The sequence below is a fragment of the Rhizobium sp. YTUHZ045 genome, assembly GCF_051124255.1.
Taxonomy (GTDB): Bacteria; Pseudomonadota; Alphaproteobacteria; order Rhizobiales; family Rhizobiaceae; genus Rhizobium.
Window position 1 is genome coordinate 3,735,105 of the sequence record NZ_CP101432.1, and the last position, 24,246, is coordinate 3,759,350.

Here is a 24,246-nt window from a genome sequence, read left to right on the forward strand (position 1 = left end):
AAGCGGCGCCTGAGCGCGCATTTTCCTAAAAACTCGTGAAACCAGTTTCTCTTGAAGGAAGGCTCCCATGAAGATTCTCGTGCCCGTCAAGCGGGTTGTCGACTACAACGTGAAGATCCGGGTGAAGCCGGATGGCACGGGTGTCGAGCTTGCCAATGTGAAGATGTCGATGAACCCGTTCGACGAGATCTCGGTGGAAGAGGCGCTGAGATTGAAGGAAGCCGGCAAGGCGGAAGAAGTGGTGGTGGTGTCGATCGGCCCGGCCAAGGCCGAGGAAACGCTGCGCACGGCGCTCGCCATGGGCGCCGACCGCGCCGTTCTCGTCGAAACCGATGATGCCGTCGAGCCGCTCGCCGTCGCCAAGATCCTTAAGGGGGTCGCCGATGCCGAGCAGCCTAGCCTTATCATCGTCGGCAAACAGGCGATCGACGACGATTCGAACCAGACCGGCCAGATGCTGGCGGCATTGCTGGGCTCGGCCCAGGCGACCTTCGCCTCGAAGATCGAGATCGGTGACGGTAAGGCTCAGGTCACCCGCGAGGTCGATGGCGGCCTGCAGACGATCGAGATCAAGCTGCCGGCGGTCATCACCACCGACCTCAGACTGAACGAGCCGCGTTACGCCTCGCTGCCGAACATCATGAAGGCGAAGAAGAAGCCGCTCGACAAGAAGAGCCCTGCCGATTTCGGCGTCGACACGACGCCGCGGCTGAAGGTGCTGAAGACCGAGGAGCCGTCCGGCCGCAAGGCCGGCGTCAAGGTCAAGTCGGTCGCCGAACTCGTCGACAAGCTGAAGAACGAAGCCGGCGTGCTGTAATCGGGCTGGAACAGGAGCAACTATCATGACCATTCTTCTTCTGGCCGACCATGACGGCAATCACCTTTCCGACCAGACCGCCAAGGCGCTGACGGCGGCAAGCCAGATCGGCTCCGACGTGCATGTGCTGGTTGCCGGCAAGGCTGCCAGGGCTGCGGCCGATCAGGCGGCAAAACTCTCCGGCGTCTCCAAGGTGCTGCTCGCCGAAAGCGACGCGCTTGCCAACAATCTCGCCGAACCGCTGGCCGATCTGATCGTTTCGCTCGCCGGCTCCTATGACACGATCGTCTCGGCCGCCACCTCGGTCGGCAAGACGGTGCTGCCGCGGGTGGCAGCCCTTCTCGACGTCGCCCAGGTCTCGGAGATCATCGAAGTCGTCTCCGCCGACACCTTCAAGCGGCCGATCTATGCCGGCAACGCCATCCAGACGGTGCAATCAAGCGACGCCAAGAAGGTGATCACCGTGCGCACCGCTTCCTTCGCCTCTGCGGCTGAAGGCGGTTCGGCAACGGTCGAGGCGATCCCGGCCGTCTCCGATCCGGGGCTGTCGCGTTTCGTCTCCGATGCACTGTCGGCGTCGGAACGTCCGGAACTGACCTCGGCCAAGGTCATCATCTCGGGCGGCCGCGCACTCGGCTCGGCCGAGAAGTTCAGGCAAGTCATCCTGCCGGTGGCCGACAAGCTCGGTGCTGCCGTCGGCGCCAGCCGTGCCGCCGTCGATGCTGGTTATGCCCCGAACGACTGGCAGGTCGGCCAGACCGGTAAGGTGGTGGCGCCCGATCTCTATATCGCCTGCGGCATCTCCGGCGCCATCCAGCATCTGGCCGGCATGAAGGATTCGAAGGTGATCGTCGCCATCAACAAGGACGAGGAGGCGCCGATCTTCCAGGTGGCCGACTATGGCCTCGTCGCCGATCTCTTTGACGCCCTGCCGGAATTGCAAAAGGCGCTCTGAGCGAGGCAAATGCCTTTCTTTCGCACTTGCGAATGACTGGAAAATTGTCTTTTATCGGTCTACTACTTACTGCCGGGCGATCTTTCGTCCGGCAGTATTGCTAATATAATACGGCAACGCGGGGGCGACTGCCGGCGGGGGTTTGGAGATGAATGCGGTGTTGAAGAATATTGGTATTATCGGTGCTGGCCAGATGGGCTGCGGCATCGCGCATGTTTCGGCCGCCGCAGGTTACAGGGTTCACATCTACGATCTCTCGCAGGACCGCATCGAATCCGGCCTCGCCACCATCAACGGCAATCTCGCCCGCCTGGTGACGAACGGCAAGATGACCGACGAGGAACGCAAGGCGACCCTGTCGCGCATATCAGGCTCCGCCGATGTCAACGATCTCGCCCCGTCCGATCTCGTCATCGAGGCGGCCACCGAGGACGAAAGCGTCAAGCGCAAGATTTATAGCCAGGTCTGCCCGGTGATGAAGCCGGAAGCGCTGCTGGCCACCAACACCTCTTCGCTTTCCATCACCCGTCTTGCTGCTGCCACCGACCGCGCCGAGCGCTTCATGGGCATACATTTCATGAACCCGGTGCCAGTGATGAAGCTGGTCGAGCTGGTGCGCGGCATTGCGACCGACGAGAAGACCTTCACCGCCGCCAAGGAATTCGTCGGCTCGCTGGAGAAGACCGTCACCGTCGCCGAGGACTTCCCGGCCTTCATCGTCAACCGCATTCTGTTGCCGATGATCAACGAGGCGATCTATACGCTTTACGAAGGTGTCGGCACCGTCGACGCCATCGACACGGCGATGAAGCTCGGCGCCAACCATCCGATGGGGCCGCTGCAGCTTGCCGATTTCATCGGCCTCGACACGTGCCTCTCGATCATGCAGGTGCTGCACGACGGGCTGGCGGACTCGAAGTATCGCCCCTGCCCGCTGCTGGTGAAATATGTCGAAGCCGGCTGGCTCGGACGCAAATCCGGCCGCGGCTTCTACGATTATCGTGGCGAAGTGCCCGTCCCGACCCGATAAGCAGAGATCATCAGAAAGGGCGAGTGGACCGCACGCCCGCTAAATGCTTTCCTTGCCGGAACGGGAGGAATGCCATGTCGACCGAAACACCCATGTTCCTGCTGCAATGCTGCGTCCTTATCGGACTCGCGGGCGTCTTCCTCATAAGAGGAGATGGGGACTCCTGAGCGCACTCACGACCCGATCGCACCCTTGATCAGCGCCTTTGCATCTTCGCTGTCCCAAGCGGCAGGCCCGTTCATGGCTGAAATCAGGCAGCCCTTGTCGTCGAGCAGCAGCGTCACCGGCAGGCCGAAAGCGAGACCTTCCTTCTTCAGGCTGTTGAAGACGCCGATCGTATTGTCGCGGTAAAGCTGCAGCGCATCGACACCGGTCTCGGCGAGGAAAGTCTTCGGCTTCTCATCATTGCCAGTGTCGATATTGACGGCCACGACCTGGAACTTGTCGCTGCCCATTTCCTTTTCCAGCGCGTTCAGCGCCGGCATCTCCTCGCGACAGGGCACGCACCATGTGGCCCAGAGATTGAGCAGCACGGTCTTGCCGGCGAAATGATCGAGCGTCAGCGATTTACCATCCGGTCCGTTGAAGGAAACCGTCGCCAGTTTGCGCGGCTCGTTGGCGGCAATCATGGCGGCGACCTGCCCCTTCATCAGCGGCGCCAGTTTGGCGGCGCTCTCCTTTGCCTGCGGGCATTCGGCCGAAGCGCTACTGCCGATGCCATTGCCAATGCCCGTCTCCTTCACGTATACCGCTGCCGCACCTGCAACGACACCTGCGACGGCGGCGATTGCGATCAGTTTTCCGGACGGCAGGCCGAAGGGTTTTTTCGTCGTCATTTCATTCTCCAGGACGGGCATCTTATGGCCGAGAACAACACGGACACCAAATCCTCCAACCAGATGTGGGGTGGGCGCTTCGCCTCCGGCCCGGACGCGATCATGGAGGAGATAAATGCCTCGATCGGTTTCGACAAGAAGCTATTCGCGCAGGATATCCGTGGTTCCGTCGCCCATGCGACGATGCTCGCCCATCAGGGGATCATTTCGTCAGACGATAAGGACAAGATCGTTCACGGGCTAAACACGATCCTGTCAGAAATCGAAAGCGGCAATTTCGAATTCTCCCGCCAGCTCGAAGACATCCATATGAATATCGAAGCACGCCTGGCGACGCTGATCGGTCCGGCGGCCGGCCGGCTGCACACCGCCCGCTCGCGCAACGATCAGGTGGCGCTCGACTTCCGTCTCTGGGTGAAGGAAGAGCTTGAGAAGACCGAACGGATGTTGACCGGCCTGATCGCCGCCTTCCTCGACCGCGCCGAGGAACATGCCGAAAGCGTCATGCCGGGCTTCACCCATCTGCAGACCGCCCAGCCCGTCACCTTCGGCCATCACTGCATGGCCTATGTCGAAATGTTCGGCCGTGACCGCTCGCGCGTGCGCCATGCTATCGAGCATCTGGACGAGAGCCCGATCGGCGCTGCCGCCCTTGCCGGCACCGGCTATCCGATCGATCGCCATATGACGGCCAAGGCATTGGGTTTCCGCGAGCCGACCCGCAATTCCATCGATACGGTCTCCGACCGCGACTTCGCCATCGAATTCCTGGCGATCGCCGCGATCACGGGCATGCATCTGTCGCGCCTCGCGGAAGAGATCGTCATCTGGTCGACCCCGCAATTCGGTTTCGTGCGCCTGTCCGACGCCTTCTCGACCGGCTCCTCGATCATGCCGCAGAAGAAGAATCCAGACGCAGCCGAACTGGTGCGCGCCAAGACCGGCCGCATCAACGGCTCGCTGATCGCGCTGCTGACGATCATGAAAGGACTGCCGCTCGCTTATTCAAAGGATATGCAGGAAGACAAGGAGCAGGTGTTCGACGCCGCCGAGAGCCTGGAACTGGCGATTGCCGCCATGACCGGCATGGTGCGCGACATGACCGTCAATACCGCGCGCATGAAGGCGGCGGCCGGCTCCGGTTTTTCGACGGCGACCGATCTTGCCGACTGGCTGGTGCGCGAAGCGGGCCTGCCCTTCCGTGATGCCCATCACGTCACCGGCCGCGCCGTGGCGCTCGCCGAAAGCAAGGGCTGCGATCTTGCCGAACTGCCGCTCTCCGACCTGCAGGCGATCCATTCTGCAATCACCGACAAGGTCTACGACGTGTTGACGGTGGAAGCCTCGGTCGCCAGCCGCAAGAGCTTCGGCGGCACGGCCCCGTCCGAAGTCCGCAAGCAGATCGCCTTCTGGCGCGCTCGCAATTGAGGGTACAAGGCAGGCCGAAAGCCGCCTCGCCCTTCTGCCAGCGCTCAAAACCGGCCAACAATCAGGGTGCACAAGGCGGAGAAACTTCGCTATGAAGATCCCGTCGTTCGATGAACGATATCAGCCATAGGCCGCACAAGAGGATATCCATGCAGAAGAGCTTGCCGCACCTCATCCGCCTGACGGCGGTGCTCGCCGTCATCGGCCTTGCCGTTGCCGGATGCGGACGTAAGGGCGATCTCGATCCGCCGAGTGCTGCGGCGACGAAGGAAGGCGACGTTTCCAAGCCGACGAAACAGCCCGGCACCGTTGACAAGCCCTTCCTCCTTGACCCCCTCCTTTAAGGCGCGCACCCCGTGAACCATTTCGATTACCGCGACGGCATCCTTTACGCCGAGAACGTCCCCGTTCCGGAGATCGCCAAGGCGGTCGGCACGCCGTTCTACGTCTATTCAACCGCAACGCTGGAGCGCCACTATCGCGTCTTCTCGGAAGCCTTCGCCGATGTCGACTCCATGGTCTGCTATGCGATGAAGGCGAACTCGAACCAAGCCGTGCTGAAGACCCTGGGACGCCTCGGCGCCGGCATCGACGTCGTTTCGGAAGGCGAACTGCGCCGTGCACTTGCCGCCGGCATTCCGGCGAGCCGCATCATGTTTTCGGGCGTCGGCAAGACGCCGCAGGAGATGGATTTCGCCCTTGAGGCTGGCATCTACTGCTTCAATGTCGAATCCGAGCCTGAGCTGGAGATTCTTAACCAGCGCGCCGTCAACGCCGGCAAGAAGGCGCCGGTCTCCTTCCGCATCAATCCGGATGTCGATGCCAAGACGCATGCGAAGATCTCGACCGGCAAGAAGGAAAACAAGTTCGGCATCTCCTGGGATCGCGCCCGCGCCATCTATGCCCATGCCGCCAAGCTGCCCGGCATCGAAGTCACGGGCATCGACATGCATATCGGCAGCCAGATCACCGAGCTGCAGCCCTTCGACGACGCCTTCAAGCTGCTGCGCGATCTCGTCGCGACATTGCGTGCCGACGGCCACTCCATCCATCACGTCGATATCGGCGGTGGCCTTGGCGTTCCCTATAAGGATGACAACAATCCGCCGCCGCTGCCCGATGCCTATGCGGCGATCGTCAAGAACCAGCTTCGCGGCCTGAACTGCAAGATCGTCACCGAACCCGGTCGCCTGATCGTCGGCAATGCCGGCATTCTCGTGACCGAAGTTCTTTATGTTAAGGACGGCGGCGAAAAGACTTTCGTCATCGTCGACGGTGCGATGAACGACCTCATTCGACCGACGCTCTATGAGGCCTATCACGAGATCCGTCCGGTGACGATATCGGCAGCAAACGCGCCGCGCATCCGCGCCGACGTGGTTGGCCCCGTTTGCGAGACCGGCGATTATCTGGCGCTCGACCGCGAAATGGCGATGCCGAAGCCCGGCGACCTGATGGCCGTCAGCACTGCCGGCGCCTATGGCGCGGTGCAGGCCGGCACCTATAACAGCCGCCTGCTGGTGCCCGAAGTTCTGGTCAGGGGCAGCGATTTTCATGTGATCCGCCCGCGCAGGACCTATGCCGAGCTGATCAGCCTCGATTCCGTTCCGGCTTGGCTCGACTAGAGCATGTCGCTCGAAAGTGTGAAGCGATTTTGCGTTAACGACATCCGTAAAGCATAGAGCTAAAGCCCAAGAAGCGAATCTGAAAGATCGCGGCGCGCTTTAGCAGCACCATCACTTTTCGGCGAATAAACGTGAAAAGGCGGTATTCCTGCCCGTTCGCCCTCGCCTTCGCCACAAAGAGTGTTATCCTTTCGTTCATGAGCGTATTGCCCCGCAATCGCCGGAAGCGCCCTCTGTACCAGAACGCCAGATCGCGGAGACCGGACCGATGACAAGCCCCTCAAGGCAGAGGAAGGGTGCATTTGCGCTCCGTCCCTCGCTTGCCCGGCTGGTAACGACGAAACGCCTGCTGGCGCGCACCGTGCTCTTCTTCGAGCAACTGCTGCCGCTGCTGATGCCGGTCCTCTCCATCGTCGCCATTTATCTTTCGGCCTCCTGGTTCGGTATCTTCCGCAACGTGCCGGACTGGCTGCGCATCCTGTTGCTGATCGCCTTTGCCGCGGCGTTCCTCGTCTCGCTTGTTCCCTTCCGCCATCTGCGCTGGCCGAAAACCGCTGAAGCCGATCGCATGCTGGAAGAGCGCAACGGCCTGCCGCACCAGCCGGTTGCCGTCCAGGAAGACGAGCCGGCCTACGACACACCCTTTTCGCGGGCACTTTGGCGTGAGCACCAGGTGCGCATGGCCGAAAAGATCGCAGCACTCGATGCCGGCATGCCGCGGCCTGATATCGCCACACATGACCGCTTCGCCCTGCGCGCCATCCCTGCTCTGCTTGTTGTCACCGCTTTTGGCTATTCGCTGTCCCTCAACGGTGGCTCGGTCAGTGACGCATTGCAGTCAGCGCCCGAACAGGTGGCGGTCGATCCGGCGGTGCGCATCGATGCCTGGGTGACGCCGCCCTCCTATACCGGTCGCGCGCCGGTTTACTTGACCGCCGACGGCAGCGAACAGGCGCCGATCGGCGTTCCGCAGTTCTCCGGCCTCACCGTGCGCGTCAGCGGCGGAAAGACGGCCGAAAAGGTCGTGTTCCGCAAGGCGAACGGCGAGGCGCGGGATATCGCCGTGCAGGCTGACGCAAAGCCGCAGCAGGCAAGCGCGCCTGCCGGCGAGCAGCCGACGGCCGGCGCGCCTGCCAATAATGCCCTCATCGCGCAGACGCATGTGATGAAGCTTGAGGAAAACGGCGCGCTCGAGGTCAACGGTCGCCGCTGGAGCTTCGACGTGCTGCCTGACAAGGCGCCTGAAATCGCCTTTGACGGCATGCCGAAGGCAAGCGTCAACGGCGCGCTGGAAATCGGCTTCACCGTCAAGGACGATTACGGCGTCCAGGAGGCCCATGCGGAGATCGTTCCTCTGGAAAATGATCCGACGGCGACGCCGCTATATCCGCTGCCGGAGTACCGGCTGGATATTCCCCGTCGCAACGCCCGCGACGCCAAGGGCGTGACCAGCCGGAATCTGACCGAACATCCGCTTGCCGGCAAGCCGGTGCGCATTACCCTCGTCGCCAAGGATGCCGCCGGGCAGACCGGCCGCAGCCCGCCCTACGAGATGACGCTGCCGTCGCGACCCTTCAACGAGCCGCTTGCCGCAGCTGTCGCCGAGGAACGGCAGGTTTTCGCGCTCGATACCCGTAAGATGCCGCAGGCGATCGCGCTGAACGAGGCGCTGACCATCCGTCCCGAGGAGACCATCCCCAAGCTTACCAACTACTTGCTGCTGGAATCGGCCTTGGCCCGCATGAAGCTGGCAAGAGGCGAGGAGGCGCTGAAGGATACTGCCCAGTATCTCTGGGAAATCGCGCTCGGCATGGAGGACGGCGATCTTTCGCTTGCCGAGCGCAAGCTGCGTGAAGCCCAGCAGAAGCTTGCAGACGCATTGGACCGCAACGCGCCCGACGAAGAGATCAAGAAGCTGATGGATGAGCTGCGCAAGGCGATGCAGGACTATCTGACGGAGCTTGCCGAACGCATGCAGAATGCCCCGACGATGCAGCCGAACCAGAACGCGCAGAACATCCTGCGCCAGCAGGATCTGGAACGGATGATGGACCAGATCGAGAATCTCGCCCGCTCCGGCAATCGCGACGCGGCACAGCAGATGCTGTCGGAATTGCAGCGCATGATGAACAACCTGCAGGCCGGCCGGCCGCAGCGGGGCCAGCAGGGTCAGGAAAACAGCGAAGCCCGCAAGCAGATCGACAAGCTCGGCGAGATCCTGCGCGATCAGCAGAAGCTGATGGAAGAAACCTTCCGCCTCGATCAGCAGCTCAAGGACCGTATGCAGCGTGGCGAATCCGATATGGGCGAAAACGATCCGCTGCTCGACGATATGATGCCGGGAGAGAATGGCGAACCGCAGGACCAGCAGCAAGGGCAGCAAGACCAGAGCCAGCAAGGTCAGGGCCAGAAACCTTCCGACCAGATGACCGCCGAGCAGCTCAGAGAAGCGCTGAAGCAGTTGCGCGCCCAGCAGGATGCCCTCGGCAAGCAGCTCGGGGAATTGCAGAAGAAACTCGGCGAAATGGGCATGAAGCCCGGCCCGGGCTTCGGCCAGGCCCAACGCGAGATGGACGGCGCCGGCCGCGAGCTCGGCCAGGGCCGCGGCGACACGGCCGTCGAGAACCAGGGCCGTGCACTGGAAGCCCTTCGCCAGGGCGCTCGCGACATGATGAACCAGATGATGCAGGCGCAGCGGGGCCAGCAGGGACAAGGCCCGAACGGCCAGGTCGGCCAGGGCGATCAGAACGGCCGGGATCCGTTGGGGCGACCGCGCATGACCAACGGCTATATCGATAACGATGGCGTGAAGGTGCCTGACGAAATCGACGTTCAGCGCGCACGCGAAATTCTCGATGCGATCCGCGAGAAGCTCGGCAACAATCCGCCACAGGAAATGGAACGGCGGTATCTCGAACGGCTTCTGGACATTCAGTAAGCCTTATACCGCCGTCAAAGATAGGCGTGCGCCTTAAGCGACAAGTGCCCGGGCGACAGCCTTGCGGATATCGGGAAGCGCAAATGGCTTTGCGACGACGTCGACGATTTTTTCTGCGAGATCGTCGGCGCGCTCGCGCTGCTCGGCATAGCCGGTCATCAGCAGGATCTTCAAAGCGGGGAAGGCGTCCTTCGCCTGATGGGCGAGTTCGATGCCGTCCATCACGGGCATGCGGATGTCCGACAGCAGCAGATCGTAGACCCCGTCCTTCAGCTTCTCCAGCCCCTCGGCGCCGTCAGCCGCTTCATCGGTCTCGTGACCGTCAAGCCGCAAGGCCCGGGCTACGAAAGACCGCAGGGAATCCTCGTCTTCCGTAATCAGAATTCTTGCCATATGTGCATTGCTCCGTCTTCAGCCCCGCGACGGAAATCACCAGACTTTCCTTTTCGATCGGTAAAGATGGCGAAGCGATAGGCGAGATGGTTAACAACCCGTCTTCACGCGGCAATGAAGCGACGCCTGCATTCCCTCAGGCGTCGCCGGTCACTACGCCCACGAAAGGCAGTTCGCGAAACGCATAGGCAACGTCCATGCCGTAGCCGACGACGAAGTAATCGGGACATTCGAAGCCGACATAATCGGCCTCCAGCTTTTCCTTGCGCTTGACCCGCTTGTCGAGCAGCACGGCGATCGTCACGTTGCGCGCGCCACGTTCGAAGAGCAGTTCCTTGGCAAAGAGCAGCGTCCGGCCGGACTCGAGAATATCGTCAATCAGGAGGACGTCTCGGCCATGTACGTCGCTGTCGATATCCTTGACGATGCGCACGCCCTGCGAAACGGTGCCGGTGCCGTAACTCGACAGCGTGATGAACTCGACCTCGGGGGCAAGTCCGGTGTCGTGCAGGGCGCGGATCAGGTCGGCGGCGAAGATGAAGGAGCCCTTGAGCACGGCAATGACCAGCAGGTCCTTGGTCGGACCGTTGGCGATCTCCCGCGCCATCGCATGATTGCGCTCCGCGATCTGCTCGGCGGTGAAGAGCGGCTCGATATTTTTTCCGCGCACGACAGGCATAAGGGCTTGCTCCATGAAAAGAAGGGTAAGCCGTTAGCACATATGCGCGCCTGAAACAGCCTCGCCGCTCATGAAATCAACGGGATTGGTGCGTCCTGGGCGGAAAGCCATCACGAAACCCGTTATTTCTACGGCAGGAAAGAAAGCCGGACCTCCGGCAATTTTCCGCCGGCGTGCTGGACGCGGGCTGAAAAGCCACGGCTTTGGCCGTCGTAGATGACGTCGGCGGGCGGATCGATGACGACGCTTGCCGTCAGTCGTTCGTCGGTCACCAGATCGGCGCGGATCGGATGCACCGTCTGCGTTGTGCCGCTTTCGTTTTCGATGATGCCGTTGACGACGAGCACACGCATGCCGTTCGCATCACGCGGCGTCACGGTGACATGGGTGAAATGCAGCGGCGCTCCGGAGGAGGCGCCCGCGGCGGAAAGGCCGGAAAAGCCGCCTGCGAGCCCGAAAACGAGCACGGCGAGCGCCAGTACCAGCACCGCGAAGCTGCGCGGCGACGCTCGCTGCAGCCAGGATTCCGCCCTTCGCAGAGCGGAAGCAGCCATCGCCGGCAGGAGCGGCGGCCGTGCGACGCGCGCTGCCGCCATGCGCCTGCCGTTGTCGTTATGGATCTTGGTGCTGAAGTCCTTCGGCCGGGTTTTGCCGACCGTCACGAATTCGGCGTCGGAGACATCAGCAGGACGTGTCGAACGATACTGGCGGCGTGCGGGTTCGGGCGGCAGGAAATCATAGGCCTGGCCCGGCGTACGGCGGCTGAAGGAGGATGCTTCCATGGTGGCTGCCTCGCAGATGTCCACATGGTTTCGCTGCCGCAAGAAATCTTGGCATTGAAACGAATCCTCCTCAGTCGTAAATTTTAATGGTTAATGCTTCGCAAAGATTGCCATTAAACGGGCGTCTTTTCGGCAAACTTTACCGGCTGTTAACGGTGTTGGTTAACAAGTCACGCGGTGAAACCAAGAACAGACTGAGCTGCCCGTTGATCCACTTCGAGAATGTCGGTTTGCGCTATGGCATGGGCCCGGAAATCCTCCGGGACATGACCTTCGACATTCCGAAGAAATCCTTTCAGTTCCTGACGGGCCCATCCGGCGCCGGCAAGACCTCGCTGCTGCGGCTGCTCTTCATGTCGCTGCAGCCGACGCGTGGTCTGATCCGCATGTTCGGGCGCGACATTTCCGAAATTCCCCGGCCCGAACTGCCGCTGCTGCGCCGGCGCGTCGGCATTGTCTTCCAGGATTTTCGCCTGCTCGACCATCTCACGACCTATGAGAATGTCGCTTTGCCCTTACGCGTGCGCGGCAAGGAGGAAAGCTCCTACAAAACCGACGTTTTGGAACTCTTGAAATGGGTCGGGCTCGGCGAACGCATCAACGTGCTGCCGCCGGTCCTCTCCGGTGGGGAAAAGCAGCGCGCCGCCATTGCACGGGCGCTGATGGACCGGCCGGAAGTCCTGCTGGCCGACGAGCCCACGGGCAATGTCGACCCGCCGATGGCAAGGCGCCTGCTCAATCTTTTCCTCGAACTCAACCGGCTTGGTACGGCGGTTGTCATCGCCACCCATGATCTGGCGCTGATGGAACAGGTAGAAGCCCGCCGTATGATCCTCTCGGAGGGGCATCTCGATATCTATGACTGAACCCCCGTCCAGGAACCGAGAGAAGGCGTCGGGCCAGCCTGCCGCCCAGCAGAAGCGGCCGGAAATGCGCGTGCGGCCGACTGCGCCGATCCTGCCGCCTTCCAATATCCAGGGCAACGCCCTGATGGTGGTTATATCGATCATGGCCTTTCTTGCCTGCCTGACGCTCGGCGGCGTCAGCATGGTGCGTTCGACGGCGGCAAGCTGGGAGAGCCAGATCTCCCGCGAGATAACCATCCAGATCAAGCCGGACGACAATCTCGATATGGAAAAAGCGCTGACGCAGGCACGCGACCTGGCGCTGACATTCGTCGGCACCAAAAGCGGCCAGATCGTCGACGAGGCAGCCACCGCCCGGCTGCTCGAACCCTGGCTCGGCCCCGGCCTCGATCTCAAGGATCTGCCTGTTCCCCGTCTCGTCGTCATCACCATCGACGAAAACAGTCCGCCGGATTTCGATGCAATGCGAGGGCTCCTCAAGGACAGCATTCCGCAGGCGAGCCTCGACGATCACCGCACCTGGGTCGACCGGCTGGTCTCCATGGCGCACACGACGGTGCTGATCGGCACCGGCGTCCTGCTTCTGGTCTTCTCGGCAATGGTGCTGACCGTCGTCTTCGCCACGCGCGGTGCTCTGTCGGGCAACCGGCACATCGTCGAAGTGCTGCATTTCGTCGGCGCCGAAAGCTCCTTCGTCGCCACCGAATTTCAGAAGCATTTCCTGAAGATCAGCCTTAAGGGTTCGGCGATCGGCAGCGCGCTTGCCGCTCTTTTCTTCGCTAGCGCCGGCTTCTGGCAAAGCCGTACGCTGGCGACGCCGGAGACGGATCAGGCAACGGCGCTGTTCGGCACCTTTTCCGTTGGTGTACTCGGTTATGCCGGCATCTTCGCGACAATGATCGTCATCGCACTCTTGACGACCGTCACGGCGCGGCTGACCGTCATGCGGACGATCTATGAAATCGATACATTGCGTTCGGACCCGACACGCACCGACGGCATCGCAAGTTGATCGTGACCATGCCGTTTTATCGTGAAAGCGTCTGTTCCGCGCCGCAATCAGCGTATAATCACGATTCATGACCATGGGCGATACGACACGCAATCCGATTCGGCAGGACCCGGAGCTTGATCGTCCGGCGGGCCTGCCGCCGCGGCGCGGTCCGATCCGCCGCCTGCTGCGCTGGGGCGGCTTTGGTTGCGTTCTGGCAATCGCCCTGGTGTTCGGCGGCTTTCTGCGGTTTGCCGATTCCGTGACAACGCTCAAGCCTCCGGCCGAGCCCAAGGCAGACGCGATCGTCGTGCTGACAGGCGGCTACCAGCGTATCGACCAGGCCGTGGAACTGCTGCAGAAGGGGGCGGGCAAACGACTGCTGATCTCGGGCGTCCATCCGACGACGACGCCGGCGCAGATTCGCAAGATGACGCAAGGCTCGGCCGATCTTTTCTCCTGCTGCGTCGATATCGGCCACGATGCGATAGACACGATCGGCAACGCCGAGGAAACCTCCAATTGGATCCACGCCAGGGGATACAGAAGCGTTCTCGTTGTCACGAACAATTATCACATGCCGCGCAGCCTCGCAGAACTCTCCTATGTCGATCCGGACATCGAGTTTATCCCCTATCCGGTGGTCAATTCGGATTTGAAGACCCGCAACTGGTTTACCGACCCGAACGCGATGCGGGTCATGCTCGCCGAATATGCAAAGGTGCTGTTAACGGGCGCTCGCAATATCACCGGCTTCGGCCGTCACACCGGACTGCGCTCGGCAAGTGTATCCGCCGCAGACTGAGCTTTTGCATCGGGGCGGCATCAAACGCTTTTTATCACGGGCAATATCGTGTAGGCCGGTCGCATGAGCATGCCTCGGGATAATTTCATGATCGCCCTGCGTTCCGTCCTCTTCAACACGATCTTCTACGCCAATCTCATCGTCCGGATGATCGTGCTCTCGCCCTATTATTTCGTGGTGCCGCGGCTGACCGCCTATGAGATCCCAAAGAATTGGGCGCGCTCCAACCACTGGCTGATGCGCATGATCGTCGGCACGACCTTCGAGATCGAGGGGCTGGAGAACCTACCTGAGGGCAGTTTTATCCTGGCGCCGAAGCACCAGTCCTTCTGGGACACCTATGCGCTGCTGCCTAATCTCAAGGATCCGGTCTACATCCTGAAGCGCGAGCTGATGTGGATTCCGCTCTTTGGCTGGTATGCGAAGAAGCAGCGCATGATCCCGGTCGACCGCGGCGCCCGCGGCAAGGTGATGGTGGAAGTGCTGAAACGCACCAGGGAGGAGCTTTCGACCGGTCGCCAGCTGATCATCTATCCTGAGGGCACCCGCCGCCCGCCGGGTGCCGAGCCGGTCTATAAATACGGCATCGCCCGCATGTACCGCGATCTTGGCATTCCCGTCGTGCCGGTTGCGATGCATCCAGGCCTCTTCTGGCCGCGGCGGAGCGTCCGCCGTTATCCCGGTCATTTCAAGGTCAGGATCCTGCCGCCGATCATGCCGGGAATGGATCCCGATGCTTTCTTCGCTCATCTGATCGAGGTCACGGAACGGGCAAGCGACGAGCTCCTCATCGACACCGTCGACCGTAATCCGCATCTGCCGTTGCCGCCGACAGCGGTCGCTCGGCTGACCGAGCTGCGCAAAGTGAGGGCGGCGACGGCCTGATCAGCCGGCCCGCAGCCGCTCCACCTCGTTGCCGACCTGCTCCAGCCACGGGTCGCGAATGCCCATCTGTCTCAGGTGCGCAAGCGTGTTGAAGACGTAGGCGTCGTTCGGGCCTGACTGCCCCCTGGCCTCGTTCACCACCCGCGCGGCCGCAAGCGCATCGAGCGTACCGGCATATTGCTCGTGGTCGCGATCAGCGATGTAGGTAACCGCTTCCGTTCGGCGACCGCCGGCAAACTGCAGCCGAACCCGGCGCTCCAGATAGACATTGGTGACGAGTTCGCGGGCGCGGAGATAATCGATCACCTCGTCCCATTTGTGCGGCGAAACACGAAACGCCATGCCACGGCATGCTCCACCCCTGTCGAGGCCGAGAACCAGGCCGGGATTGTCCGGCGTGCCGCGATGGACGAAGGATCGGACGCACAGCGAACGCCGGTAACCATGCACAAGAGCTTCTGCCCGCTCCAGGAACTCGAAGCCCGGATTCCACATCAGCGAGCCGTAGCCAAACACCCAAAATTCGTCCATATCGCACGCCAGACCGGAATCACATTGCGATTCACCATTGGAGAACATCATGGCAGCGTCAAGCCGATCCGGCAGCAGCCAAACCGGCAACAGCAAGAAATTCTTGTTGCTGGGCGGAGGCATCCTCCTGGTGATCGCGCTTTATACCGGCGGCTGGTTCTATGCCGCATCGGCCTTGAAAACGACGGTGCTGAAAGCAATCGCGCCGCGCGATCAGGCCGGCGTCACCGGCGAATGCTCCGATATCGAATTCCGCGGCTATCCTTTCCGCATCGGTCTGTTCTGCTCCAAGGTGGACGTCGACGACAATGTCAATGGCGTCTCCGCCACCTTCGGCGCATTGCGCTCCGCCGCGCAGGTCTACGCGCCAAGCCATATCGTCTGGGAGCTCGATTCACCGGCCGAAATCCGCACCACAAACGGCCTTTCGGTCTCGGCTCAGTGGACGAATCTGCAGGCGAGCCTGACGACAAGGCTGCAGGGCATCGATCGCAGCTCGACTGTCATCGAGGGCCTGAAGGCGACGGCGGTCTCCTCCTATACCGGCCAGACCATCAGCTTCGACGCGGCTCGCACCGAAATTCACCTGCGCCAGAACGGCGCCGATCTCGACGGCGCGATCTCCTTGCAGGATGCGAACACCGCGATCAAGGACTGGCCGCACCTCTTCCCGAAACTCTCTGCCAGCATCGATCTCACGATTGCCGGCAAGGCCGGCCTGATCGACGGCAGCGACCCGAACGGCCTCAATGGTTCTGCCGGCGAACTGCGTCGCATCGTTGCCGACATCGGCGACGGCAAGGTGATGACGCTCACCGGCCCGTTTTCCTTCGACGAGCGAGGCTTTCTCTCCGGGAAGTTCAAGCTGGAAATTGAACGGCTCGGCCCCTGGGGCGACAGCCTGAAACAGGCTTTCCCGGATCTTGCTCCGACCGTCAACACGGCGACGAAGATGCTGAAGGCGCTGGCCGGCGGTAGAGACAAGGTCTCAGTCGATCTCGTCGTCGATCGCGGCAATGCCACCGTCAGCGGCTTCATTCCGCTCGGTCAGATCCCACCGATCTAAGGCTTTTCCGGGGCTAGAGTGCTGGGAAGGCCGTAATCAATCCGCTTGATGAAAAAAACCTCAGGCACCGATTGCAGACCAGGCAGCTCGATCGCACCGGTTTCTGTAAATCCGTTACGCCGATGCCAGTCCTGCGGCCGGCTCTCATCGCATTCGCTCGACGTCATCAGCAGCCGAGCGCCCTCGCCGCGCATGGCTCTTTCCCAGGCGAGAAACAGCGCGGTGCCGACGCCCGACCGGCGATGGCCGGGCAGAACGCGGATCATCTCCATATAGGGAACCCTGCCCCAGAAGCGGGAGAAGCGCAGGAAGCCGACGATCTCGCCGGCCTCCCTGGCAACGAGATATTCGCCAAGCGCGACGCATCGCGATACCCACACCTTGCCTGCAGTGGCATCCTCGCGAGCCAGCCAGTCGATATCCGCCTGACTTGCGCTCGCCACCTCCACCATCGCGAGAGTCTACTTCTTATCCAGCGCGTGGGGGCGGCCGAAATCGGGGGCGTCGACATCCTGGCCGGCCTGGATGATCGAGCGGCGAATGGCGCGCGTGCGGGTGAAGAGTTCAAAAATCTTGTCGCCTTCACCCCAGCGGATCGCGCGCTGCAGATAGGCGAGATCTTCTGAGAAGCGCGCCAGCATTTCGAGGATCGCATCGCGATTGTGCAGGCAGACGTCGCGCCACATCGTCGGGTCGGAAGCGGCAAGACGGGTGAAATCGCGAAAGCCGGAGGCCGAATATTTGATGACCTCGGACTCCGTCACCGTCTCCAGATCGTCGGCGGTGCCGACGATGTTGTAGGCGATGATATGCGGCAGGTGCGAAACGATCGCGAGCACCTTGTCGTGATGCTCCGCATCCATCTCGTCGACCTTCGATCCGACCGCTTCCCAGAAGCCGCGCAGCCGCTTCAGCGCCGTCTCGTCGGTGCCGGCAACCGGCGTGAAGATGCACCAGCGGCCTTCGAAGAGGCCGGGGAAACCGGCATCCGGGCCGGATTTTTCCGTGCCGGCCAGCGGATGGCCGGGGATGAAATGCACATTGTCGGGCATATGCGGCTGCATCTGCGCGATGACGGATGCTTTGGTGGAACCGACATCGGTGACGATAGCGCCGGGCTTGAGATTGCCGGCGATTTCCTTCGCCACGCTTTCCGAAGCGCCGACCGGAACCGAAACGATGATGAGGTCGGCATCTGGAACAGCATCGGCCGAAGAGGTCGTATAGCGGTCGCCGAGACCGAGTTCTTCGGCGCGCTTCAACGTCTCGGCGCTGCGTGTCGCAACGACGATCTCCTTGGTAAGCCCGAGCCGCCTTATGTCGTGGGCGAGCGAAGAGCCAATCAGGCCGATGCCGATCAGCGCGATGCGATCGAACAGCACGCTCATGCCTGCCGTCCCATGAACTCACGCAGCGTGGCAATGACGCCGCGATTGGCCTCTTCCGGACCGATGCTCATGCGCAGCGCATTGGAAAAGCCGTAGCTGCGCACGGCGCGGAGAATATAACCGCGGCTCGTCAAAAGCTCGTCGGCATCGGCCGCGCGCTTTCCATCGATGTCGGGGAAGTGGATAAGGACGAAATTGGCGACGGACGGCGTCACTTTCAGCCCGATCGCTTCGAGAGCCTCCGTGAGCGTCTCCACCCACATCTGGTTGAAAGAGACGGCCTGCTGGACGAAGGCCTGGTCGCGGATGGCCGCGGCACCGGCGGCGATCGCGGCCGCATTCAGGTTGAACGGAGCGCGTACGCGGTTCACGGCGTCGACGATCTCCACTGGCGCATACATCCAGCCCACGCGCAGAGCCGCAAGACCGTAGGCTTTCGAAAAGGTGCGGGTCATCACTACGTTGGAACTGGACGATACGACCTCGATGCCGGCTTCATAATCGTTGCGGCGTACATATTCGGCATAGGCCGCATCGAGCACGAGGACGACATGCTTAGGCAGGCCGGCCTGCAGGCGGCGAATCTCGCTGACGGGAACGTATGTACCGGTGGGATTGCCGGGATTGGCGATGAAGACGATCTTCGTCCTTTCCGTCACCGCCGCCAGGATCGCGTCGACGTCGACGGTATAGTCCTTCTCCTTGACGATGACGGGCATGGCGCCCGTGCCCATGATCTGGATCTTGTAGACAAGGAAGCCGTGCTCGGTGATGATGCCTTCGTCACCGGCCCCCAGATAGACATGGCACAACAGGCCGAGCAGCTCGTCGGAACCATTGCCGCAGAGGATGTTTGCCGGATTGAGGCCATGTACAGCGGCGATCGCCTCGCGCAGTTCGACCGCCTGCCCGTCGGGATAACGTCCCAGATTGTCGGCAGCTGCCTTGACGGCCTCTATCGCCTTCGGGCTGGCGCCGAGCGGCGTCTCGTTGGAGGAGAGCTTGTAAACGCGGGCGACACCCGGCGCATGTTCCTTGCCCGGCACATAGGATGCGATATCGAGAATACCGGGACGCGGAACGGGCTTGCTCATCTCAACGCTCATGGGTCGACCTTGGATTTTCCGGAAAATGACCAAGTGGCATTAAAGCGGAATGTGATTGTTGTCGAGAGGCATGGGCGTGACACAAGCAACCGGAGAATGTCCCACGCTCTTCAGCTGTTGCGTGTGGTCGGTACGCCATGCGGCGCGAGAACGGGCACGAAGACACGGCGGGAGGCGCGGGCGGCGACCGGCAACCCCTGATAGAGCCGCTTCTGCGCCTCGACGATGATGACACCCGAAAAGGCTGGCCATAAAGTGCGGCCGATCCGCTCGAAGGCGCGGCGAAGGCGCAGGATGGTTCTGAGTTTCGAGGGCGGAAAAAACAACGCTTCGGCGGTCGCACCCGGCGTGAAATTCGTCTCGCGCAGCAGATGCGTCAGCTGACCGCGGGAATAGGGCCGGCCCGAGCCGAAGGGCGTGTGTTCCATGCGGGCCCAGACCCCGCGCCGGTTCGGCACCACGATAACAAGCCGCCCGCCCGGTGCCAGCACCCGCCAAAGCTCTTTCAGCGTCTCGCGCGGGCTTTCCGCGAACTCGAGCGAATGCACCATCAGCACCCGGTCGATCGAGGAATCCGGCAGCGGTAGTTCCTCATCGAAAATCAGCGTCGTCGACGACAGCGAGCCCATCGGCCAGTTCACCGCCCCCTGTCCGGCCGGCATAAAGGCGAAGGTGCGTTCGGTATCGGCCTGGAAGCGATCGAGGAACGGCACGGCATAACCGAGCCCGACGAGACGCTCCTGTGGCAGGCGCACCCAGAGCGACGAGAGCGCCATGGCGATCGACTGCTCGGCAAGACGCCCGAGGTCGGAGTGGTAGAACTGACGTAGGTCGACGATATCCGCGTGCATCGCGATAAATGTTATCAGCGGGCGGTTGGACTTCAAGGCCGGAGTCTCTACATTCCCGCGAGAGTCGTGGGACAAGGGATTGTTTGAAGATGAAACCTTTGGAATTAGACGTTTTTCTCTGCCGCACCGACAATTTCGGCGTGCTCGTGCACGATCCGGAGACAGCATTTACCGCGTCGATCGATGCGCCGGAGGAGGCGCCGATCCTGGAAGCGGCAACACGGCGCGGCTGGAAGATCACCCACATCTTCACCACGCATCACCACACCGATCATGTCGCCGCAAACCTGACGCTGAAGGAGCAGTTCGGCTGCGAGATCATCGGCCCGATCAACGAGGCCATCGCCATTCCCGGTCTCGACCGAACGATGGCCGATGGCGACAGCTTTCTTTTCGGCGATCACACGGTCAAGGTCATTGAGACCCCCGGTCACACCGCCGGTCACATCTGCTATCACTTCGTCGACGACAAGCTGCTCTTTGCCGCCGACACCCTGTTTGCCCTCGGCTGCGGCCGCCTTTTCGAACGCCCCGCCGCCGACATGTGGCATTCCCTGCAGAAGCTCGCGGTGCTGCCGGACGAGACCGCTGTCTATTTCGGCCACGAATATACATTGTCCAACGCCCGCTTCGCACTGACGGTCGATCCCGACAATGAGCGCCTGAAAAGCCGCGCTGCCGAGATCGAAGCTCGGCGCGCCGAAGGCAAATTCACCATCCCCACGACGCTCGGGCTGGAAAAGGAAACCAACCCGTTTCTGCGCGCCGCCGATCCCGCGATCCGCCGCAATCTGATCATGGAAGGCAAGACGAATGAGGAGGTCTTTGCCGAGATCCGCAAGCGCAAGGACAATTTCTGATGTCGCCTGAGAAGATCATTCGCGAGCTCGGCATGCAGCCGCATCCCGAAGGCGGCTGGTACGTGCAGACGTTCCGCGACACGGCGGGTGGAGAGCGCGGCCATTCGACGGCGATCTATTATCTGCTGACAAAAGGACAGCGTTCGCACTGGCATCGCGTCCATGACGCGGTCGAGGTCTGGCATTATCACGCGGGTGCGCCGCTGGCGCTGCACCGCTCGCAGGACGGGATGACAAGCGAAACCCTGACGCTCGGAACAGACCTTGCCGCCGGCGAGCGGCCGCAGGCAATCATCCCCGCCAATTGGTGGCAATCGGCCGAACCGCTCGGCGACTTCACCCTGGTCGGCTGCACTGTCTCGCCCGGCTTCGAATTTTCGAGCTTTGAGATGGCGCCGGCGGATTGGAAGCCGGGCGACTGAGGGCTACTCCGCTGCCGCAGATTGCGCCGGAATTTTGCGGCGGAACATTTCCTGGGCGGCGAGCACCGCTCCACCGGTGACGAGCAGGCAGGCGAGAGCAATGCGCCAGCTCGGCTCGGCAAATCCGAACAACGTCAGGATGAGCGTCGAAAGCAGCGGCGCGGCATAACTTGCCGCGCCGAGAATCTGGATATCGCCATTCTTGACGCCGTAATCCCAGGCATAGAAAGCCGCCCCGACCGGGAAGAGGCCGAGCCCGACGACGGCGGCCCATTCGAGGCTGGTTTCCGGCCAGACGGTCGCCTCCAGGCAGAGATGGCTGAAGAAGGACAGGATGGAGGTTGCAAGGCAGAAACCGGTGACGACATCTGTGGAGACGGCGTCGAAACGCCTGGTCAGCAGCGAATAGCCCGACCATGTGAAGGCGCAGAGGAAGGCAGCCCCATAACCGATCGCGTAGGCGCCGTCGAAATCGATGCCGTTGCGGCCGACGATCAGGAAGGTGCCGCAAAGCCCGGCAAGCGCGCCCGCCACGTGATACCAGCGCAACCGTTCGCCCGGCAGCAGCGCTGAGCCGACCACGATCAAGAGCGGCCAGAGATAGGCGATCAGTCCCGCCTCCACCGCCGGCGCGTTCCTGAGCGCGGTAAAATAGAGGAAATGATAGCCGAACAAGCCTGCAATACCGGTTATCCAGACCTTTGGCGGCTGCTTCAGCAACGCCAGCCGCGCCGGATTGAGGACAAGCATGACGAGGCCGGGAATGCTGCCGATCGCAAAGCAGACGGCCGAAAGCTGGAAGGGCGGCATCTTTCCGGAGCCGGCCGTCAGCAGTGCCAGGAACGACCACATCAGAATAGCCGTAAAACCGACCACCGTCGCACGAAGCTTCACCTGTCCCCCTTCACGGAGGCGAAAGCTCCGTCAGCTGACACTGCCATATTTGACGGCAGTGATCGTCACCATTCCATATTCCGTGGGAATGCGCACATAGACCGGAGCATATACATTGGCCGCCTCCGACTTGGCAAACCAGATCTCCATGCGGTCGCTCTTGCTGAGATAGTCGATGTCCTTGCGGCCTTTTTTGTAGCCGGAGCGCGGCACGAAGCGCACGCCGCAGACGACCGCCTTGCCCTTGAAGCCGTCGGTCGAAAAATCCTCGTCGCCTTTCGGCGAAAGCACGAGGTCCATGCGCGTCTCACCGTCGAAGATCGGCAGCGTCTGCGCGCAGACCTTGGTATCCCCGGTGAAAACAAGGCCCGAGATCGGATCGAGCACCGAACGCATGTCGCCCGGCGTGACGTCGATCCAGTTCTTCGGCCGTTTCGGCGGCGGCGTCGTCGTTGCCGAGATGATGTTACCGTTGCGGTAGCTGACCTCGTAGACGCGGGCCTTCTTGCCGCTCTTGTAATAGAGCGAATATTTCAGCGCCTGCAGCCGATCGTTACGGACGACGCCGGTGACGCTGGTCTTTGCCGAGATCGTCTTGACGAGATCGGCAAGCCCGGCGGATTTGATATCGCCGGCAATCTTGTAAGAGTGATCGTCCTCGATCTGCGTCAGAAACGCCGCACGCGCGATCGGCAGGCCGGCAAGCGTCACCCGATAGACGGTCTGATGCTGGATTTCGGCCGCCGATGCCGGTATGGCAAGGAGTGCGGCGATGGCCGAAATGAAAATGCGTCTGCCCGAATGAGCCATGAGTGAAGCCTTGTCTTGCCGCGCGCCGGCAGCCCTGCCGAACGCTCTATACTCCTGCCGTAAAGAGAAGAAAACAGCAGCTTTTTGACAGAATTGCGGGAAAGGCCAAGGTTTGGCTTGACGCGCGCAGCCTCTCTGACTATAGAACCGCAACTTTCCAATCATGCCTGTTGGATTGCGAGCCCGGTTTTGCCGGGGATAGCAATTCGATGGCCCGAGAAAAACAAGAATAGGTGTTCAATGTCCCGCGTGTGCGAATTGACCGGCAAGGCCGTCCTGACTGGTAACAATGTCAGCCATGCCAACAACAAGACCAAGCGCCGGTTCCTGCCGAACCTGTGCCAGGTAACGCTGATTTCCGACGCTCTCAACCAGCGTTATCGTCTTCGCGTTTCGGCTGCGGCTCTTCGCTCCGTCGAACATCGTGGCGGCCTCGATGCCTTCCTGATCAAGGCAAGCGAAAACGAACTGTCGATGCGCGCGCGCCTGCTGCGCCGTCAGATCGTCAAGAAGACCGCCGAAGCCGCTGCTGCGTAAGCTTCTGACCTTCTTTCATACGGCTTCAAAAGGCTTGAACGGATGATGCCGGACAAGCCTTTTGCTTTGCCTAGGCACTCCAACTGGTGGCATCACCCAGGATAAAAAAATGCTGAAGACCCGCTATACGCTTGCCTATGTCGCACTGATGACGCTTGTCGTCGTCGCCTCCAACTTCCTCGTCCAGTTTCCGCTGAACGCCGAAGTCGCGGGCATCAACTTGGCCGACATCCTGACCTGGGGCGCCTTCTCCTATCCGATCGCCTTCCTGATCACCGATCTGACCAATCGTCAGTTCGGCCCGCGGGCAGCCCGCAAGGTCGTTTTTGCCGGCTTCGTCGTCGGCGTGACGCTGTCCTTCTTCACCTCGGTGCACCGCATCGCCATCGCCTCCGGCTCGGCCTATCTCGCCGGTCAGTTGCTCGATATCGCCGTCTTCAACCGCCTTCGCCGCCAGGCCTGGTGGCGCGCGCCGCTCTTGGGCTCGCTGATCGGCTCGGCGCTCGACACGGTGATGTTCTTCTCGTTGTCCTTTGCCGCGTTTTTCGTCTTCCTCGGCCCGAACGAGCCCTTTGCGCTCGAAGCAGCTCCTGTCCTCGGCATCTTCGCCATAGAGGCCCCGCGCTGGATTTCCTGGGCGATCGGCGATTTCGCCGTCAAGATGATCGTCGGCCTCGTGATGCTGCTGCCTTATGGCGCGCTGATGAACGTGCTGCGGCCGATGCAGCCCGCACGCGTCAGCTAAAGCCTT

The 24,246-nt window shown here is 61.7% G+C and carries 27 protein-coding genes; 16 read left to right on the forward strand and 11 right to left on the reverse strand.

From position 1 onward, the window contains the following. The first annotated feature begins 67 nt into the window (after positions 1–67). The 3 genes from NMA58_RS18425 (at position 68) to NMA58_RS18435 (ending at position 2,802) form a co-directional block, all read left to right on the forward strand. Positions 68–817, forward strand: coding sequence for an electron transfer flavoprotein subunit beta/FixA family protein (locus NMA58_RS18425; protein WP_434711539.1), 750 nt, complete (start codon positions 68–70; stop codon positions 815–817). A gap of 25 nt (positions 818–842) precedes the next feature. Further along, positions 843–1,772 (forward strand): electron transfer flavoprotein subunit alpha/FixB family protein, encoded by a 930-nt coding sequence (locus tag NMA58_RS18430; protein WP_434711540.1) that lies wholly within the window; start codon positions 843–845, stop codon positions 1,770–1,772. A 148-nt stretch (positions 1,773–1,920) separates the two neighbouring features. Next, positions 1,921–2,802, forward strand: coding sequence for a 3-hydroxybutyryl-CoA dehydrogenase (locus NMA58_RS18435; protein ID WP_064805274.1), 882 nt, complete (start codon positions 1,921–1,923; stop codon positions 2,800–2,802). Positions 2,803–2,975: 173 nt separating this feature from the next. Here the strand turns inward: NMA58_RS18435 and tlpA are convergent, their stop codons facing one another. After that, positions 2,976–3,638 carry a thiol:disulfide interchange protein TlpA gene (tlpA, locus tag NMA58_RS18440; protein WP_434711541.1) on the reverse strand — a complete coding sequence of 221 codons (663 nt, stop codon included), beginning with the start codon at positions 3,636–3,638 and terminating at the stop codon, positions 2,976–2,978. Positions 3,639–3,662: 24 nt separating this feature from the next. Here tlpA and argH point away from each other — a divergent pair, with 24 nt between their 5' ends. From argH to NMA58_RS18460, 4 genes are all read left to right on the forward strand, one after another. Continuing rightward, entirely contained in the window at positions 3,663–5,066 is a 1,404-nt protein-coding gene (gene argH, locus NMA58_RS18445; RefSeq protein WP_097601577.1) for an argininosuccinate lyase, read from the forward strand. Between the two features lie 149 nt (positions 5,067–5,215). Further along, positions 5,216–5,410 (forward strand): LPS translocon maturation chaperone LptM, encoded by a 195-nt coding sequence (gene lptM / locus NMA58_RS18450; protein ID WP_003582619.1) that lies wholly within the window; start codon positions 5,216–5,218, stop codon positions 5,408–5,410. 12 nt (positions 5,411–5,422) lie between these two features. Continuing rightward, positions 5,423–6,691, forward strand: coding sequence for a diaminopimelate decarboxylase (gene lysA / locus NMA58_RS18455; protein WP_097601576.1), 1,269 nt, complete (start codon positions 5,423–5,425; stop codon positions 6,689–6,691). A gap of 268 nt (positions 6,692–6,959) precedes the next feature. Next, positions 6,960–9,629, forward strand: coding sequence for a TIGR02302 family protein (locus tag NMA58_RS18460; RefSeq protein WP_434711542.1), 2,670 nt, complete (start codon positions 6,960–6,962; stop codon positions 9,627–9,629). A gap of 33 nt (positions 9,630–9,662) precedes the next feature. Here NMA58_RS18460 and NMA58_RS18465 read toward each other — a convergent pair whose 3' ends face one another. The 3 genes from NMA58_RS18465 to NMA58_RS18475 form a co-directional block, all read right to left on the reverse strand. Next, positions 9,663–10,022, reverse strand: a complete 360-nt coding sequence (locus NMA58_RS18465) for a response regulator (protein WP_434711543.1) — start codon at positions 10,020–10,022, stop codon at positions 9,663–9,665. Positions 10,023–10,158: 136 nt separating this feature from the next. Continuing rightward, positions 10,159–10,701 (reverse strand): hypoxanthine phosphoribosyltransferase, encoded by a 543-nt coding sequence (hpt, locus tag NMA58_RS18470; protein ID WP_064805282.1) that lies wholly within the window; start codon positions 10,699–10,701, stop codon positions 10,159–10,161. A gap of 128 nt (positions 10,702–10,829) precedes the next feature. Next, positions 10,830–11,483 (reverse strand): hypothetical protein, encoded by a 654-nt coding sequence (locus NMA58_RS18475; protein WP_434711544.1) that lies wholly within the window; start codon positions 11,481–11,483, stop codon positions 10,830–10,832. 206 nt (positions 11,484–11,689) lie between these two features. Here NMA58_RS18475 and ftsE point away from each other — a divergent pair, with 206 nt between their 5' ends. From ftsE to NMA58_RS18495, 4 genes are all read left to right on the forward strand, one after another. Continuing rightward, positions 11,690–12,349 carry a cell division ATP-binding protein FtsE gene (gene ftsE / locus NMA58_RS18480; RefSeq protein WP_097601574.1) on the forward strand — a complete coding sequence of 220 codons (660 nt, stop codon included), beginning with the start codon at positions 11,690–11,692 and terminating at the stop codon, positions 12,347–12,349. Then, complete coding sequence (locus NMA58_RS18485) at positions 12,342–13,361, forward strand: cell division protein FtsX (RefSeq protein WP_434711545.1); 1,020 nt, start codon at positions 12,342–12,344, stop codon at positions 13,359–13,361. Before ftsE ends, NMA58_RS18485 begins: the two co-directional genes overlap by 8 nt. 67 nt (positions 13,362–13,428) lie before the next feature. Continuing rightward, positions 13,429–14,145 (forward strand): YdcF family protein, encoded by a 717-nt coding sequence (locus NMA58_RS18490; protein ID WP_430960253.1) that lies wholly within the window; start codon positions 13,429–13,431, stop codon positions 14,143–14,145. A gap of 87 nt (positions 14,146–14,232) precedes the next feature. Next, complete coding sequence (locus NMA58_RS18495) at positions 14,233–15,030, forward strand: lysophospholipid acyltransferase family protein (RefSeq protein WP_183705363.1); 798 nt, start codon at positions 14,233–14,235, stop codon at positions 15,028–15,030. On the opposite strand, the gene NMA58_RS18500 is transcribed toward NMA58_RS18495, so the two are convergent. Continuing rightward, the gene (locus NMA58_RS18500) at positions 15,031–15,561 is read right to left on the reverse strand and encodes a gamma-glutamylcyclotransferase (protein WP_434711546.1); all 531 of its coding nucleotides are present in this window, start codon (positions 15,559–15,561) and stop codon (positions 15,031–15,033) included. 49 nt (positions 15,562–15,610) lie between these two features. Here NMA58_RS18500 and NMA58_RS18505 point away from each other — a divergent pair, with 49 nt between their 5' ends. Further along, entirely contained in the window at positions 15,611–16,627 is a 1,017-nt protein-coding gene (locus tag NMA58_RS18505; RefSeq protein WP_434711547.1) for a DUF2125 domain-containing protein, read from the forward strand. On the opposite strand, the gene NMA58_RS18510 is transcribed toward NMA58_RS18505, so the two are convergent. From NMA58_RS18510 to NMA58_RS18525, 4 genes are all read right to left on the reverse strand, one after another. After that, positions 16,624–17,079, reverse strand: coding sequence for a GNAT family N-acetyltransferase (locus tag NMA58_RS18510; RefSeq protein WP_434711548.1), 456 nt, complete (start codon positions 17,077–17,079; stop codon positions 16,624–16,626). The genes NMA58_RS18505 and NMA58_RS18510 overlap by 4 nt on opposite strands. A 9-nt stretch (positions 17,080–17,088) precedes the next feature. After that, on the reverse strand, positions 17,089–18,015 hold the full coding sequence (locus NMA58_RS18515; protein WP_434711549.1) for a prephenate/arogenate dehydrogenase family protein: 927 nt from the start codon (positions 18,013–18,015) through the stop codon (positions 17,089–17,091). Beyond that, entirely contained in the window at positions 18,012–19,109 is a 1,098-nt protein-coding gene (gene hisC, locus NMA58_RS18520) for a histidinol-phosphate transaminase (RefSeq protein WP_176536408.1), read from the reverse strand. Before hisC ends, NMA58_RS18515 begins: the two co-directional genes overlap by 4 nt. Before the next feature lie 122 nt (positions 19,110–19,231). Continuing rightward, positions 19,232–20,008, reverse strand: coding sequence for a class I SAM-dependent methyltransferase (locus tag NMA58_RS18525; RefSeq protein ID WP_088390792.1), 777 nt, complete (start codon positions 20,006–20,008; stop codon positions 19,232–19,234). 53 nt (positions 20,009–20,061) lie between these two features. On the opposite strand from NMA58_RS18525, the gene gloB reads away from it, so the two are divergent. Then, positions 20,062–20,832, forward strand: coding sequence for a hydroxyacylglutathione hydrolase (gene gloB / locus NMA58_RS18530; RefSeq protein WP_434711550.1), 771 nt, complete (start codon positions 20,062–20,064; stop codon positions 20,830–20,832). Next, on the forward strand, positions 20,832–21,254 hold the full coding sequence (locus tag NMA58_RS18535; RefSeq protein ID WP_183705350.1) for a cupin domain-containing protein: 423 nt from the start codon (positions 20,832–20,834) through the stop codon (positions 21,252–21,254). Before gloB ends, NMA58_RS18535 begins: the two co-directional genes overlap by 1 nt. Before the next feature lie 3 nt (positions 21,255–21,257). Here NMA58_RS18535 and yddG read toward each other — a convergent pair whose 3' ends face one another. Next, entirely contained in the window at positions 21,258–22,148 is an 891-nt protein-coding gene (gene yddG / locus NMA58_RS18540) for an aromatic amino acid exporter YddG (protein WP_430959674.1), read from the reverse strand. Positions 22,149–22,178: 30 nt separating this feature from the next. After that, complete coding sequence (locus NMA58_RS18545; RefSeq protein ID WP_430959673.1) at positions 22,179–22,958, reverse strand: DUF3108 domain-containing protein; 780 nt, start codon at positions 22,956–22,958, stop codon at positions 22,179–22,181. Positions 22,959–23,198: 240 nt separating this feature from the next. On the opposite strand from NMA58_RS18545, the gene rpmB reads away from it, so the two are divergent. Both rpmB and NMA58_RS18555 read left to right on the forward strand, forming a co-directional pair. Continuing rightward, entirely contained in the window at positions 23,199–23,495 is a 297-nt protein-coding gene (rpmB, locus tag NMA58_RS18550; protein ID WP_008527777.1) for a 50S ribosomal protein L28, read from the forward strand. Between the two features lie 109 nt (positions 23,496–23,604). Then, entirely contained in the window at positions 23,605–24,240 is a 636-nt protein-coding gene (locus tag NMA58_RS18555; protein WP_434711551.1) for a queuosine precursor transporter, read from the forward strand. Positions 24,241–24,246 lie beyond the last annotated feature (6 nt).